Annotated in this window: 8 protein-coding genes; 5 read left to right on the forward strand and 3 right to left on the reverse strand. The window is 53.5% G+C overall.

Annotated elements, in window-relative coordinates:
• Positions 1-85 precede the first annotated feature (85 nt).
• From K239x_RS28290 to K239x_RS05180, 5 genes are all read left to right on the forward strand, one after another.
• Positions 86-1,750, forward strand: coding sequence for a cytochrome c (locus K239x_RS28290; protein WP_419189697.1), 1,665 nt, complete (start codon positions 86-88; stop codon positions 1,748-1,750).
• Between the two features lie 293 nt (positions 1,751-2,043).
• Positions 2,044-3,732, forward strand: a complete 1,689-nt coding sequence (locus K239x_RS05165; RefSeq protein WP_145416620.1) for a glutamine--tRNA ligase/YqeY domain fusion protein — start codon at positions 2,044-2,046, stop codon at positions 3,730-3,732.
• A 585-nt stretch (positions 3,733-4,317) separates the two neighbouring features.
• Positions 4,318-5,442 (forward strand): DUF1559 domain-containing protein, encoded by a 1,125-nt coding sequence (locus K239x_RS05170; protein ID WP_145416622.1) that lies wholly within the window; start codon positions 4,318-4,320, stop codon positions 5,440-5,442.
• A 55-nt stretch (positions 5,443-5,497) separates the two neighbouring features.
• On the forward strand, positions 5,498-5,941 hold the full coding sequence (locus tag K239x_RS05175) for a carboxypeptidase regulatory-like domain-containing protein (protein ID WP_145416625.1): 444 nt from the start codon (positions 5,498-5,500) through the stop codon (positions 5,939-5,941).
• Positions 5,942-6,129: 188 nt separating this feature from the next.
• Positions 6,130-8,022: a caspase family protein gene (locus K239x_RS05180; RefSeq protein ID WP_145416627.1), complete on the forward strand. Its 1,893-nt coding sequence runs from the start codon at positions 6,130-6,132 to the stop codon at positions 8,020-8,022.
• 15 nt (positions 8,023-8,037) lie between these two features.
• On the opposite strand, the gene K239x_RS05185 is transcribed toward K239x_RS05180, so the two are convergent.
• The 3 genes from K239x_RS05185 to K239x_RS05195 form a co-directional block, all read right to left on the reverse strand.
• Positions 8,038-8,691: an RNA polymerase sigma factor gene (locus K239x_RS05185; protein WP_145416629.1), complete on the reverse strand. Its 654-nt coding sequence runs from the start codon at positions 8,689-8,691 to the stop codon at positions 8,038-8,040.
• Between the two features lie 140 nt (positions 8,692-8,831).
• The gene (locus K239x_RS05190; RefSeq protein WP_145416631.1) at positions 8,832-10,634 is read right to left on the reverse strand and encodes a patatin-like phospholipase family protein; all 1,803 of its coding nucleotides are present in this window, start codon (positions 10,632-10,634) and stop codon (positions 8,832-8,834) included.
• A gap of 107 nt (positions 10,635-10,741) precedes the next feature.
• The gene (locus tag K239x_RS05195) at positions 10,742-16,771 is read right to left on the reverse strand and encodes an alpha-2-macroglobulin family protein (protein WP_145416633.1); all 6,030 of its coding nucleotides are present in this window, start codon (positions 16,769-16,771) and stop codon (positions 10,742-10,744) included.
• Positions 16,772-16,999: the final 228 nt, after the last annotated feature.

Genomic DNA, 16,999 nt, shown 5'->3' on the forward strand with positions numbered 1-16,999 from the left:
CAAGGTGCACTTTTCTGCCTGTTCAGCGTGTTGATCTTGCAGATAATGCAGTTGATCAAATCGACTTGTTTTCGCCGGAAAAACTATGCTCAAGCCAAACGCTTCCCCCGCTACCCGTTTTCGTTTCTGCTCGCTGACGTGCCTTGTTGGCGGACTCGTTTTGTTTGTGGGGTGCTCCCAGGGAGAACCCAAACCGGCTGCGTTTGAACCGAACATGGTTCACGCGATGAAATACCAGATCAAAGACGATGTCTCGTACGACCAAGCACTCCAAGACGCCAATTGGGTCGTCGACAAGATGTTTGGAACGCCGGATGAGCCAAAGTTGCCCAAGGTGATCACTGACGAGGAAGACTACGGCGATTTGGTTTCGTTGGAGCGTCTGGATCAAGCTGCCGGCCCTTTTGCGGAAGGCCGCGGTTTGTATCGCCAGTACTGTGCAACTTGCCACGGAATCACCGGCAACGGTCGCGGGACGACTTCGGCAATCCTGAATCCGTACCCACGTGACTATCGAATGGGTGTGTTCAAATTCAAATCGACTTCGCGAAGTGCCAAGCCGACGCGCGCCGATATGGTGCATCTGATTGCCAATGGAATCGACGGGACGGCAATGAAGAAGATTCCCGAATTGAAGGACGATGATGTCGAAGCACTCGCTGACTACGTGGTGTACCTTTCGATTCGTGGCGAACTGGAACGCTCCCTGATCGATTACGCCAGTCAGGACTTGGATCTTGAATCAGGTGATCGCGTGTTGGACTATCAGCTCTTTGGCTGGATCAAGGCAGAAGCCAAGCAGCGATCCGCAAAAGGCGAAGTACCTGAAGACTACGAAGCTCCGGAATTCGCGCCAGAGGATTTGGTGATCGACAATCAGGAAATCGACGAAGACGTCTTCGATGATTTTCGCGACATCAAAGAAATGGCCCAGTGGATTGTTCCAGGCCAAACCGTGGCGCAAGAGCTGAACGATCTGAAGTCATTGGTGACGACCTATGAATCAAAGTACAAGGCAACGCCGCCGGTCGACATGGATGATTCGGACGAAGACGACGCCGATGACAAGGAAGCAGTACCACCGACTTGGTCAGAACGGGCCGAAGAAATGCTGGAGCAAATCGACTTTTGCTTGGAGTCGTGGGAAGCTGCCGAGGACATCGTTTTAGATACGGCCGACGCCTGGTTGGAAGCTGAAGACGAGATCATCGAAGTTCCCGAGCCGCCCGCCGACATTCCTGTTGCTAACTCGTATGCGGAGTTCGTCGAATTAAAAAATGGCGATCAGGCGGACGCGATGAAAAAGTCAATCGAGCGAGGCCAAAAATTGTTCGTCGGCAAAATCGCTTCCTGTAGCAAATGCCACGGAGAAAAGGGGCTCGGCGACGGTACGACCAATGACTACGACGACTGGACCAAAGATTGGACCACGCGTGTCGGTCTAAAACCCGAAGACATGGATAGCTTGGTCCCACTGTTGGCTCGCGGGGCATTGCCGCCGTTGAACGCCAAGCCGCGAAACTTTGCCGAAGGCGTCTTCCGTGGCGGTGCAAAAGCAGAAGATCTTTATCGTCGCATCGTGGCTGGAATTGCCGGATCACCGATGCCGGCAGCTACCTTTGTTGAAGGGCAGTTTGAGGAAGACGACGTCTGGCACTTGATCAATTTCATCCGCTCTGTGCAGGTTGCTCCGGTAGTCGACGAGTCCACGCCGGCTCAGCCGGAGCCACAGCAAACCGCAGCGAAATAGTCCCTGCGGCTCGCTATTTCGATCAACGATTCGGCGTCAGCCGGATCGTGGCAGTTGCCGCGGGCTCGCATCGGCCCGTTCTAGACGCCCGTTCTGCCTAGTTCGTCGCTGCGAGATCATTTTGGGCAGAACCTACTGGCAACCAGCAGCGTTCGGAGTGGCCGCCGGCTGACATTTTGGCTTGGAAATTGCTCCAGCAACGCGGCCTACGTGAACTTTCTGACTTTCGGTAAGCTCTCTGCTACCGAACCACTAACTTTTGCACAGCCTGCCAAGGCACGGAGCCCATCGCCATGAGTGAGTCGTCCGAAAAACGTCCCTCCAAGCATTTCATCGAACAAGCCATCGAAGCCGATTTGGCCGCTGGCAAAGCGTCCGGGGTCTTTACGCGGTTTCCGCCCGAGCCCAATGGTTATCTGCACATTGGTCACGCAAAAAGCATTTGCTTGAATTTTGGGCTCGCCAAGACTTATGGCGGTACTTGCAATCTACGATTCGATGACACGAACCCGTCCAAAGAGGAAACCGAGTACGTCGAATCGATCAAAGAAGACGTCCGTTGGTTGGGATTTGAGTGGGACAATCTGCACTTTGCCAGCGACTATTTTGACCATCTCTACGATTGGGCAGAGCAACTAATCCAGGGCGGTCACGCCTACGTGTGTGATCTTACGCCCGAAGAAACTCGCGAGTACCGCGGGACGCTGACGGAGCCGGGAAAAAATAGCCCTCATCGAGACCGTTCGGCGGAGGAAAATCTTGATCTCTTTCGCCGCATGAAAGCCGGCGAGTTCGAGGACGGATCGCGGACTCTGCGTGCCAAAATCGATATGGCGTCGCCCAATTTCAACATGCGAGATCCCGTGATGTACCGGATTTTGCGGGCGCACCATCATCGTACTGGTGACAAATGGTGCATGTACCCGATGTACGATTGGGCACATGGGCAAAGTGATTCGATGGAAAATATTTCGTTTTCGATTTGCACGCTGGAATTCGAGCACCATCGCCCGCTTTACGATTGGTTCTGCAAATCGCTGGAAATTCATCACCCGCGACAGATCGAATTCGCAAGGTTGAATATCAACTACACGGTGATGAGCAAGCGAAAGCTGTTGCAGTTGGTCAAGGAAAATCACGTCAACGGATGGGATGATCCTCGCATGCCAACCATTAGCGGTTTGCGAAGACGGGGCTACACGCCCGAGTCGATTCGCGATTTCTGCGCCGACGTTGGCGTGGCCAAATTCAATAGCACGATTGATTTTGTGAGGTTGGAAAACGCAATTCGCAATCACTTAAACCAAGTGGCTCCGCGGCGCATGGCGGTGCTCAATCCCGTCAAGCTAACGATCACAAATTGGCCCAAGGATAAAGTCGACACCAATGAAGCCGTCAACATTCAGGGCAATGAAGACGCCGGTTCGCGCCAAATCCCGTTTTCGGGCAACCTTTGGATCGAACGCGATGATTTTCGCGAAGAAGCTCCCCGCAAGTTCTTTCGCCTGAAGAAAGGCGGGGCCGTTCGGCTTCGTGCCGGATACATCGTCGACTGCACCGATGTGGTCAAGGATGACGATGGAAACATTACCGAAATCCTATGCACGTATGATCCCGAAACAAGAAGCGGCGAAGATACATCGGGTCGCAAAGTCAAAGGGACCATCCACTGGGTCAGCGCCGACCACGCTGCAGAAGTCGAGGTGCGAAATTACGACCGATTGTTTACCGCAGAGAACCCGGATTCAAACGATGACGGCAAAACGTTTCTGGATCACATGAATCCTGACTCGCTTAATGTTCTCACTGCTTATGTCGAACCAGAGCTTTCAACGGCAAACGTAGGCGACCGAGTTCAGTTTGAACGCCTGGGCTACTATGTCGTGGATTCCGACAGTACGGATGGCAAGTTGGTGTTCAATCGAATCGTTCCGCTTCGTGACTCTTGGGGAAAAATCGAAGCCAAAGGCAAATCCAAGTAAGCGATTTAGCCTCTGTGTAGCGGCACTCCGCAGATTCACGCGGGTGCTTGTGGCCTGCTCAGGAATCAAGCAAACGCGGTGGGCGTGTTTTTCAGCACACCGACACGCCACGAGTACTGCCTTCTTTGATCGCCAGTGCGGTGGATTACGGTCAAGTTTTCCATCGCAAAGTGCGTTTTCGCATTCTAGGTCGCCGTTGCGATCGAACAGATCTGCTTGGAGTCGTGCGATGCGCAACACTTGTGCAACTTGCTCGGCAGGCTGCTTGAATCGTAGTCGCGTCTAATACTGCGGGTGGGGGATCGGTCGGCATCGCCAAAAAGAATCTTGAAACGATTCAAGCAAAAAGTTCAGATGCCACTCGGGTTGGAAGCCTAGCCGCGCAAGCTGGCTAAGGCGCTGGAGTCTTACCAAAAGCCGACCGAGCACATCGAGGTTCGGAGCACTTCGAGAACCAGTTTGCGCGGTTTGGAACGCTGCGTGCAAAGCCGATGTACCAACTGCGATCTGCAAACAGTGGTCAATGGAGATTACTGAAAGAGTGGCAGATCCAACTCCAACATCAAGCGTAAGCGCAGACCTCCAATGGATTCACGAACAAGAAACCTATCGGCTCCATCTAGCCAATCGTGCAACACACGACGACAAGATGCTGGGCGGCAGAGCAAGACGCAAGGTTTCACACTTGTCGAACTGCTCGTTGTCATCGCAATCATCGGCATCCTAGTTGGGTTGCTTCTACCAGCTGTTCAATCAGCTCGCGAAGCGGCTCGTCGGATGCAGTGTTCCAACAACCTAAAACAGATGGGACTAGCGATTCACAACTACCACGACACCTTTCGGCAGTTGCCGGCCAATCAGGGAACCAAAAAGAAACCCGTTTCCGGGCAAGCCTGGGTGAGCGGCCCGTCATGGATGGTCGCAATTTTGCCTCAGATCGAACAAGGGCATGTATTCAATCGATTGAAATTCGGAGTCGGGACCGATTTTGCGGACACGACATCGACTGCCAATGAGAATTGGGAAATCATGTCGCAAACCAAAGTGCCCTCTTACAACTGTCCCTCCAGTGCTTTGCCAAAGCAACGGATTCACGAGGCGAGTGAAGCGACCAAAGCATTTGGGTCTCCGGACACCTACGATGTTCAGATTCCGGACTATGTTGCCAGCGTAGGCTACTACAACCCGCCGGGATCCACGACATTCTCTTGGGATCGGTACTATGCCAACAAAGCAACTTGGTCGTGGGGATGGTTGCAGGACAACGGTTTTCTTGCGATCAACAACAATCAATTTCGACGCAGGCGATTTTCAAGTATCACCGACGGACTTACCAACACGCTTGCTGTTGGCGAACACGGTGCCGAGATGGTTCATTTCGACGGCACACGCGAAGACACTCGGCCTGGACGCGGACCCGGTGGCATGTGGGCCGCACGTACGGCTTGGTTTGAATGGGGATCGTGGTATGGCATGACGGCCAACGTTACCGTGCCGCGCTATCCCAACAATAGTTTGTTCTCCGGCAACTGGACTCAAAACCGCGAACACACGTTGCACAACGGATTTCGATCGCAGCACGTGGGTGGAGTGCAGTTCCTGATGGGAGATGGTTCAGTCCGGTTTGTCAGTGACAGTATTGACTTTGACAATATTTTCACGGCTCTGAACGGTCGCGACGACAGCTTCGTTTTCGACCAAGACTATTAATCGACGCCCACAACCAAAAACTCATTTGCCCATCGATAAGAGGAATAGCTGAACCATGATTTACTCTCCACCAACAACCTTATTCACCGCCAAAAAGAAACTGAGCGTTCTGCTTGCCGGGTTGTCACTGATCGCGGTTGCAGGCTGTGGACCCAGCGGTCCTGAGCTTGCCGCTGTTACAGGTGTACTGACGTTTGACGGTGAACCCGTGAAGAACGGCAGCATCGAGTTCATTCCCATCGAAGGCGGCCGTCCTTCGCTTGCGCTTTCGGATGAAACGGGAAAGTTCGAGATGTTTTACTTGCCGGGGCAACCCGGAGCATTGCTCGGAAAGCACCGCATTCGCTTCGAGATTGCAAAGGCACAACCAGGTGATCCTGGATTGAAACGTCCTCCACGACGCGGCGGAAAACCACCGGGCGAAATTTCACTCGAACCTAAAGAGTTTGAAGTGGCGTCCGGTGATAATCAGATCGATCTGAAACTCGTAGAAGCTTAAGACGCAATGCTGTCACACGAACGATTTCGTTGACAAACCACTTGCGAACCAAAACTACCTCGGTTAGGCAGGATGCCAGTCGAGGTAGTTTTTTTGTGCCGTTGACTCACTGTGGTTCAAATAATCGCAAGTCATTTGTCAGTCGGCTATCATCGAAGTCGTCCCTTCCGATTCAGGAGCGTCGATCGATGAGATTGTTTGTCTGTTTGTGGCTCGTGCTGACCGTCTGTACTAGCGCCAACAGCGATGAAGTCGGCAAACTAATTCCAGGCCAAACCTATGCTGTGATCGTGGGCGTACTGACGTGGCAGGAAAAATCGCTGACCGAGTACCCGGCTGAACGACGCCAAGACGTGGCACTACAGCAACAGTTGGCAGCGATCGGGGTTCCCGCCGAAAATGTCACGGTATTGCTTGATCAAGCCGCGACACGCGATGCAATCGAGACTGCCGTCACGTCGGTTGCAAAAAGGGCCGGCGAAGATTCGACATTGATCATCTACTACGCCGGCCACGGCATGACGCACGACGGGAAAGGAGTTTTTGCCTGCTTCGATATCGATACACAGCAAATGGCTCAGACTGGTTGGTGTCATGATCGTTTGGCTGAGTCAATCAAGTCAAATTTTGGCGGTGACAATGTCTTGCTGTTCGCAGACTGTTGTTACTCGGGCAAGCTGCAGGATGTCGCCAAACAACTGGGCGAAAGCGGTTTTCGTGCCGCCAGCCTGTCGTCGGCGGGTGTCGATAATCTATCGACGAGCAACTGGACCTTCACGCTAAGCTTGGTCGAAGCTCTAAGCGGGCATCCCCTGAGCGACGTGAATGTCGATGGAGCGGTCACGCTAGGTGAAACGGCCGTCGAAGTGAAAGAGGCGATGCGTTTTTTTGAACGACAGCGAAGCGGTTTTGCGTCGCATCAGCTTCCAGAGGAGTTTCAATTGGCGACGACGCGCCGCGATCCGATTCTGACTGGCGCGGCCAAGCAAAAGCAAATTCTCCAATACAAGTTCGGTCAGTTCGTCTTGGCCAAACCCAATCAGAAGTGGGCGATTGGCCGCGTGCTCAGTCAGCGCATAAGTGAACTTGGCAAGCCCGAATTGCTGATTCAGTCTCAGGACTACAGCGATCGACCAACGCATTGGCTAGGAACTGACAAGGTCCGCTTAATCGATGCGGTGGTTCAGAAGCAGTTTCCGCCCGACCCATTGCCAGACGATGAAGCCCAGCAGAAGGCGAGCGTTGATGGTAAGTACACCAACCTGTTGGCGAAACTGAAGGTCGAAACTGATTGGAAGAGCTATGGCGCGTTTCAAGATTTTGGCAACTGGGCCGGTAAGTCTTACTTCCAGCACAAAGACTTACCTGCCGGACACTGGGTCTACGTGTATCCGCATTGGTACATCTGGCAAACCAACATTGCCGGTGAAGTCGCTGTTCCCCCGAACGTCGCGCCATTGAAAAACGTTCCTCATTGGGACGCTAAACAAATGATCGGTCGGCCCGATACGCTGCAACCTGGCGACCAAATCACCGCCTGGGCGCCGGGCAAAATCGATGATGGAAAGGTCTGGGCCGAAGTTGATTTTGGCGAAGCGATTGTGGCAACGGAGATTCACATCTACGAAAACTGCTCTCCCGGTGCGGTCTATCAAATCACTGGATTCGTCGACGCCAAGGAAATCGTTCTCTGGAAAGGAACTGATCCCACGCCTGCCAGTGCGGCGATGGGGACCAGTAAATTCGCCCTGTCCAGCGACGTCACGATTGACCGGATTCGCATTTATGTTGACTGCAAACGATCCGCTGGCTGGAATGAAATTGACGCTGTCGCGTTGATCGACAGAAACAACAAAGAACACTGGGCCGTCGATGCCAGAGCCAGTTGCACGTACAACCAGGCAAAGGTCATCGCATTCGTCGATCCCTTTCAAGCTGACGCAGACCGTAAGGCTGAAAAGTGGGCGGAGGTCAAAAAAAACTTGCGGGATCGCAAGCAACGAATTCGGCAGTACGAAGCTGCTATCGAAGAAGAACGCAAGGCAATCAAAATGCTTTACGAAGAAATGAACGATCTGTAGACCGTCGATCGAACGTTAAGAAGCAAGTTCTGGAAAAACGCTTTCGTCCAACTCCATTCGTTTGACAATGGAACGCAATCGAATTTGAAAATCGCTCTTATAATTGGCGACTTGCTGTTCCGTCAGATTGCAGTGAGTTGCCACGTCTTTATTGGCCACTCCGCGGACGAAGATCATCTCAATGGCACGCAGTTTTTGCCAGTCACCGTTGCGTTTCCACCGATCGACCTGTTCGGCCAGAGCCGCTTGAATGGCTTCTTCTTCAATTCGTTTGCGTTCGACACTGCGGACGATCGAACTTGCGCCACGGCCAACTCCCGGCGGTTCGATATCGCCACCGTTTGAACTCGCGCGCCCATGCATCTGGATCGTTGGACGCCGGCCTTCGCGACGCAAATGGTCGGTCAGTTTGTAGGCACAGATGGAAAAGAGATAGCTCTCCAGCGGACGGGATCCGTCGTAGTTAGGCAGGCTAATCAAAAAACCCACAAATGCTTCTTGGACAATATCTTCACTTGACGCACGATTGCGGATTCGGCTGTCGGTGTAGGCCAGAAGCCGGCCTTCATATCGGTCAATCAACGACTGCCAAGCTTCCGAATCGCCTTGCCGAATCTTGTCGACCAAGTACGCATCGGCATCATGGGACTTTTTCTTCGGGTCAGTCATGGAAGTCAATTTTGCGGAGCGTCATGGATGGTAGAAGGCGACTTTGCCGAGTTAGTTATTCGCTGTGATCAACCGTTCCTTGGCAATACGCTGCGAAACCGAGGCAGAAAAATTCGGGCAGGCTTCTGCGGTACATTGTTCTACGGCGCCACCATCGGAGTAACGCTTTCGATCAGTTTGATCACGTCGGTGTATGATTTTTCACCGGCGGCAATCCCAGCTTCAATCAAGGGATCGACTGCGTGAAAATCTTCGATGCGAAAATCCTGCGTTTCGGGGACAACAATCATATCACTGTCCAAAGCATGCAGTTCGCTGGAGTGTCGGCGGCTCAATTCCATGGTGCGGAGCAAAGTTGACAGATAGCTGGGTTTGTACAACTTGCCGTTTTTGCCGGTCGCAAAATCAGTTGCCAACGTGGATCCCACATCGATCGAAATCACAAAGTCACATCCTTCTTCACGCAGTACTGATGCAGGGACGTTCATCAGAACTCCCCCGTCGACCAGCATTTCTTTGCCGTGAATGATGGGGCTGCCAAAAACAGGATGATTGATGCTTTGCAAAATCGAATGCACAACGTCGCCTTGCCTGCGAATCAATTGCACACCGCTGATCAAATCCAGCGTCGTAATTGCCAGTGGCAAATCCATGTGCCCAAACGCAAGTTGGTGGAGATAACGCCGTAACTTTTTCTCGAATCTACCGCCGCGAAAACTGTGCAGCAAATGGGCGCGTCGCAACGCGGGGCGACTGGCAAAGATTCGCGGCGGAATCATATCGTCGCGAAAAAACTGCCCGACAGCTTGCGGGGTGTAACCGGCTGCCAACGCGCCGCCCACGATGGCTCCTGCACTGGTCGCTGCAATGGAATCAAACACGATTCCGTGCTCAGCAAACACTTGGGTCACTCCCACGTGCGCGATCCCGCGTGCGCCTCCTCCGCCCAGGGCCAGCCCAATTCGGACACCTGACAAGTATCGAGCGACCCGGACGACGCCGGGCTGGTCCAGTTGAACTTCGTGAGGCTTGCGGCGTTCACTGCGGGAAAACGACACTCGCATGCAGCGAAACTGATCGCTTTGTATCAGTTCCGGAGGCGAACCGTCCTGATCCGATGGGTGAACAATCGCAACAATCGGGCGTCGGTGCAATGGGATCAATTCGACTACCTTGCCGATCGCGCCGGACAATCGTTTTGGATCGTCGATCGCCAGAATCACACGGTCGCATTCTTTGGCGGCCGCTTGAATCGATGTCTGGCCGTAGGCGATCGCCACGGCCAGTGAAATATCGCCCGCGTGCTGGGCAACCTTTATGGCAAGTTCATCGCTCGAAACCAGGATCGCGTCGTTGTCGATCTCTTTCGCGTCGAACGGCAGTTCACCGTCAGACACGATGAGAGGATGAAGAATCATACCCTGCCGACGAAGCTGTCCCAGCATTGCCGCGCCCAGCGCCCAGCCCTGATCGGTGTCGACCAGAATCGCCAACGAGTGAATACCGCGTTTGGCATTGCCTTTCTGATTCGTAAAGGTGTTCATCGTGGTCAGTCGCCGGGTGAGCGATCGACTGATGTTGTGCAGCAATTCGGGATGCTTGGGGAGTAGCCGTTGGTAGCCTTCGCGGCGCAGAACCAAAGTATCCAAATAGGTCAGCGCGGTCACGGTCGCGCTACGCGGTTTGCCAGAAATCATGGACGCTTCACCGAAGTGTTCGCCTGGTCCCATCACGCTCAGCGTTCGCTCGTTCGATGCCGGTCCGTCGCCCGTCCAGACGCGAACCTTCCCGGTCACGATTAGGAACAGCTCGTCGCCTTCGTCGCCCATTTTGACGATCGTCTCACCAGCTTGGAAACTGCGTGATTCAAACGCATCGAGTACTTCTTGTAGTTCTTCGCCGACGAGTCCAACGAACAGCGATCGTGTAATCGTTTCGTCCATAAGGGCGTTACTGTTCCGGCAAGCTCAAGAGGCAAGGCATCGTGAAATTTCAGGTAGCATCGTACCACCAATTCATCATCGGAAAAAAGACAACACAAATGCAGTCTTTACTTGGCCTCGATCGGCAGGCTTTCGCTATGACTATTGAATTCGGGTGCGTACATGCACTGAACACTTGCGATGCCTGTTTGGTACTGCCCGCGTAACTGAACCCTCGTCGAGTACTCGAATACGTAGACCCCTTTGGGCAGGTAGTCGATGAAAAAATGGCTTGCCGTGTCACGAGTCGATTCGTAGTAGCCCAATCCATCTTGGAATTTGTAGCGAGAGAGTACATTGACCGGTTCGGTACCGCTGCCACGGCCGTCTTTCAAGTGAACGTACTCCATGTCGCGATCGGTTCGCAGTACGACCCGGACGACCAGTTCATCGCCAACGTCGACAGGGCCGTCGACGGCGACCAGCGTTGGGCCTTTGTCCGTATTCTTTTTGACGAACAGTTGCTTGGTCAGTTTCAGTGGTGTGTCCTGGTGCGGCGTGACCTTGCTAACGTCTTCCAGATACTGCCAATGCAGGCTGCCCCAAGCGACACCATCGTCCACTTTGGTCAAACGTACTTTCCCCAGTTCAGGCGTGATTTGTTTTCCAACGAAACGCTGCTCAAAAAATCCTGTGCCAGCTTCGACTTTGTCGGGCTGTAGTTTGGTATCAGCAAGTGAAACTTCGACCAAAGCATCCGACGCAAGCACATCGGTGCCGCGTAGGAGCAAAGCGTAGACTGCATCAGCCGTTGCTTTGGTGGTTTTCCAGTCTTGTGTTTGCTTTTGCTTGATCAGCCAAACCTTGCAATCTTCGACCGCTTGCGCGTCGTTCATGACTTCATCGAACGCTTCGATCATCATTGCTTGAGTTTCGATCGGGGCGCGGTACCACCACCAGGACAGTTCCGTGTCACGCCAAAACATGCCCATCTCTTCGTCGCTGACGCTGCGTTCCTTGATGGACGCCATGATGGCTTGCGCGTTTTTTAAATCGCCAAATCGTTTCAGTGCGATTGCCAGGTGAGCTTGCGATTGGCGGTGTGCGAGATCCAACCAGTACTTGCGCGATTGACTGAGCCAATAGTCGACGGCTTCCTTGTGCTGCGGTGCGATGGGTTTGTCTTGCAGAAAGAATGAACGACCGTAAACGTAGAAAGCCATCGTCGTCGATAGATGGTTGCCATCGCGGTTGGCGGGCTTGATTTCGCGATATCGATTCGTGGCCCAAGCATCCAGACGGTCCAGCGATTTGATCGCTGCAGCCGGATCAATGTCGACACCTAAATGCCGCATCCGTCCAAAACCAGTCGTGATGTAAAGAGTGATGTACTCGCTTTCGGGGCCGCCGGGGAACCAAGGCCAAGCGCCGCTGGGATACTGCAGATCCGATATTCGCCGGGTCAACCGCTGCGTTTCACTTGCCAATCGATTGTCGTCAAACAGGATGCCGACATTGCGACGTGCTTGGCTTTCTGCTTCGGCTTGGCGAACCCAAGGGGTTTCTTGGAGCATCACAGATTTTAGATCTTCGTTTTTCTCCAGCGGGCTATCCAGTGCAGGCGTGTTTCGCCATTGGTCAAACACGCGGTGGATTTTCGGATCGCTACCGGCGATGTGCTGCGCAATGGAATTGGCATACAGTCGGTTAAAAGTCTGCTCGGCACATTCATGCGGATACTCCATTAAGTATGGCAGTGCCATCACGGCATACCACGATGGATTGCTGACCATTTGAACCGTCAGCGACTGATGCTTCAGTGAATCGGAGTTGCCTGATTCAAGTAGCTTTTTAAATTCAAAGTCTTTGGTTTGCTTTCCGCGAATCGGCAACGGCAGCGATTCGGTCACCAGGAGGCGACGCGAGAGTACCGGCAGATAGCCTTCTTCGCCGTCAGAGAGTCGGCCCGTCGACCCGATGACTTTGTAAGTTAGAAACCCAAGTCCGTCGGGAACGCTAATTTTCCACGCGTAGGACTTTGACTCTCCTGCTGCGACTTCAAATGATTGTTCACGCTCGACGTTTTTCAATAGGTCGTCCACGCTGTCGCCTGTTCGAGCATCAGACAGAGCCAGTCGGATTGTTCCGGTTTGCCGCTTTGGGGATTGATTGCTGACTTTGGCCGTGAACTCCAGCATGTCGCCTTCGCGGATGAATCGCGGCGGATTGGGCTGGACCATCAAGTCCTTGGCGGTGACGGTGGTTCCCGTGATCGCACCGCCACGAAGTTCGCGGTCGTGTGCAAAGCCTATGAATTTCCACTTGGTCAATGCTTCGGGCATCGTGAATTCCATCTTGACGGAGCCATCTTGTCCGGCAGTCAAATGGGGAAAGAAGAACGCGGTTTCGTTTAGATTTTTACGAGCGGTAACATTCTCCAAGTCGATGTTGGGCGTCTGTTGCCCTCCCGCCTTGCCGTCGTCGTTTCTGCTTCCGGGTTCATTGACGATTGCACCGGACTTGTCGTCGCTAGTCACGGCCAGTGCAGACATCGGAGCTGATTTGGTCATCGCCATGCCCATGTCCATTCCTTCGGCACTGTCCATTTCCATCCTCATGTTGTCGGCCATTCCCATCCCCATCATGCCACCGCGGCCGAACGCGCGGCCGCGACGGCCGAACTGGTATCCATAGAAATTCTGGATGATCTCTCCAGGGAAACGGCGATACGTCCAGGAAGTGTGGCGTGAATCGCGTCGCCAATTTCCGTGGATTCGTTGCAGACCGCGCAGTTGATTCTCGAAGTGTGCATTGACGGACGCGTAGTCACGCCGGAAAACATTGAATCCACTGATCCAGTTGTGGCTGGCGTACGCATCAAGTGACGCGTCATAGAGCGTCGCAACCATTTCGGCAGCTGCAAGCTGGGCATCGGGACCCGAGACAATCGCCGTCCAACGTTCTTTGGCGCCCGGCTTCAGCTTGGAAACAAAACGTTCCCACTTGATGTTCAGCTTCTTATTGGACCAGGGAACCGGAACATAGTTGGAGGTCAGGTAAGCCCGGTTTTCCCGTACCATCGTGCAGCGAACGTTGAATCCGCCACGCATCGATTCGTCCGCGTTTTGCTCGATGACGGCCTGCGTCACGTCGGGAGCGGTCCAGTAACTCTTCAGCACTTTGCCGCGGTGGATGATTTCGATGAAGGCCCGGGCTTGGTGATAGCCGCTTCCCCAAACCGCCTTGTACTGCTCGCCCACTTCAACGGTTGATTTTTCGGCATCAAAAAGATGTGGGATCTTGATGGAAAACGTTTTCGATTCGGGCGCGATGACACGCAACTGAGTTTCGGCGGTGACCTTTTTGCCAAACTGGTCCTGTGTTTGCACCGTGGATCGGAACATTCCTGCGGTAAGTTCGACAGGGATCTTGATGTTTCCGCTGGCATCGGTCTCGAATTGCTTTTCAAAAACAACTTCGCCAAGCTCCCACGAATCCGGATTCGATGGGTCTGGTGAAGGCGGATTGCCGTAGCCGCGATAGCTGTAGTAACGTCGGCGCAACGGTGGCCGTGCGACTCGCTCAGGTTGTTGCAATGAATAGACTTTGACGACGCCTTTGGCACTTTCACCTTGCCCGCTGAGCGTCGTTGTTCGAATCGTAAGCTGGACGGGTTTGTTGTCAGTCAACCAGCGGTCCGCCGAAACGGTTGCTGACAGCGATGTGTAGCCCACCGGCACCATTCGCTGGTTCGATCGAGTCTCTCCCGTTGTATCGGTGACGTCGGCGTAAACCGTGTAATGAAACGTCGGTTCGCTTTCCTGGGGAATCGATAAATCTGGCAGAGCGTCAAACTGGATGTCAAAGGTTCCGTCCGCCTTGGTTGTCAAAACGCCGTGCGAGATTTCTTGATTGCTATTTCCAGTCGCGGGCATCCACCAACAGCGTCGAAACCACCAGGCCGGATAGTGGACACCGCGAACGACTCGGTACGCCACTTTGGCGTCGTTGATCGCTGCACCGGTGTACGCAGTCGCTTTGCCTGTCAGTTTTACAAGGCCGCCCAATTTGGCTGGTTCGATGGGCGGATCGACTTCGACTTGAAACTTGGGCCGCTTGTACTCTTCGACGCGAAACTGTGTTTGCCCGGTCGGTCCGCCCTTTACGACGATCCGCATTCTGCCCATCAACCGATCGCGAGGCGCGGTCACACTGCCGCTAAAGCTGCCGTAGTCATTGGTGCGGTGTTTTCGAGTCTCGATTTCCTTTCCATTGACGTCCGTGAATTGAATGGTCAGTTCACGATTGGCGATGGTTTGATAGTCGTCCTTGGCTTTGTTTACATTCAGGCAAATGCCTTTGTAGTGAATCGTTTGTCCAGGCCGATAAATGGCACGATCCGTAAAAAACTGAGTCTGTTGATAGGGTTTGTTTTGACGACCGGAGTAGCTGGAAATGTAGTTGGCGGTCGCAAGTTGTTGGCCATCCTTGCTGGCGTAAAACATCAGCTGGCGATTGTTGTTCACAGCAAATCGAAACATGCCGTTGCGATCAGTGGTGGTCGCTGGCTGAGCAAGCCGTTGATTCTGATTGCTTCGCGCCCACGCCTTGACTGTCGCGCCGACAATCGGCTCCCCCGACTTTGCATTGAGAATGAAGCCATCGACAACCCCTTTGCCATTGTGGTTGCGTGTGATCAGTGCAAGTTCGCTGACCCAGATTTGTGTGAAGCTAACCACATTGTCGGCTTCCGAAAAATCAGCTTTGTGACTTGCCATCAGATAGTAACTGCCAGCAGGAATGTCTTCAGGCGGGGGCACGGAGTGGACCCGCTGCTTAAAGTCGTCGGTCTGCGGAAGATCTGATACCCACGATTTGATCGGACGCGCTGCCAAGAGGGCTGCCCGTTGTTCACGCGACATTTGTTCGGGCGACCAAAGATTCGATCGAATGAATCCATCGAAATCGAATCGGACCAAGCGAAAATGAAATTTCGTGACGTTGCGATACGTTACGTCGATCGTTGCTGCGGATTGATTCCAAACTCGCTCTGTATTGACGGAGCCTTCGCGAGATTCGATTTGTTGGATCAGGTTGTAGCAAAGATTGGACCCGACACTGCCGGGAAACAACTGCATGCCAGCTTTTGCGATTTCGCGTGCTTTGACCCAATCGCCACCGGAGTGGACCGAAGTGGCAAGTTGATGGGCCGCGCGAGATGAGATGTTGTGATCGTTGTGACCCTCCATCATTCGCTTTATCGCTGATTCGAACCGGGCCGTTTTCTCTTCGCCAAACGCCATGTTTTTTGCAAAGATCAAACGCTGTAAATCCGCGTCCAGGAATGCAGATCGATCGTCGTCATCGGCATGGAATGAAAGCAACTCTTGATAAAGCAAGATCGCCTTGAGCGTGGGAGATTCTTGGTCCGTCGAATCCGGTTTCCACGCGATGAAATCATTCGCCGATGAAAAAACAGGACTGTCAGCCGGCAAATCATAGGCATCCATGCTGCGACCGCCGGCTTGCTCGCCCGCAGAATAAAACTCCAGTGCGTTGTGCACCAAGACGTCGTACATGGTTGGCCGATACGCATCGGGCGCCGTGCCTTTGTCCAGCAAGTCGTCATAGTCGGCGACAGGCGTTTGCTTCAGTGTTTCAGCGCCGGTCAGCGTCCGCTGAAACTGCTGGTCGATTTCGGCCAAAATGCGGCTCAAATCCCAGGTCGTGAAGTCCTCTCCCGGTGGTGCGGCGGTTTGTGTTCGTTGCATAAACCGCCAGCGATTTTGTTGGAAGTAGTGCCAGTACCAATTGGCAAGAATCGCATTGAGAACCGGTTTCATCTCGTTGGGAGCCGCCGCGATCTCGGCTTTCATACGAGTGATTTTTTCTTCGGGTTTGTTGCCTTGGATGTTTCCTTCCAATGCAATCTTCAAACTGATGGCTCGAATCGCTTCGTCATAGCGGCCCGCATCACGCGCAGCGGTGATGATCGGATCGAGTTTTTCTATCGCCGATTTCGGTAAGCCTTTGTTGATTGCCTCGCGGACCGCTTTCCACCCAGCGGTGGTGGGGTCAGCCGCGATCGAATAGGTGAACGCCGCGGCAGCAACGGTGAACAGAAGCAAGCAAGTCGTCAGGATTCGTCGAAAAGTCACGGGCAGATATCCTTCGGTCCGATTCAGAGAAGTCAGGCAGGTTGGATGCGTGTAGAAAAGCACAGTTCCCCTCGTCGCCAGATTGTGGGCAAATGGAGCAGAGCATGTCACTTTTTGAAACTGGGGCAACTGTGAGCGAAACGGCGCGAGCCGTCCGGTGCGTCTAAGACCGGATGGCTTGCGTCAGTCCGCCAAAAAAACAGCCTGCTATGTTTGAAAAGTGATTCG

This window comes from Stieleria marina (genome assembly GCA_007741555.1).
In the GTDB taxonomy this organism is placed as follows: Bacteria; Planctomycetota; Planctomycetia; order Pirellulales; family Pirellulaceae; genus K23-9.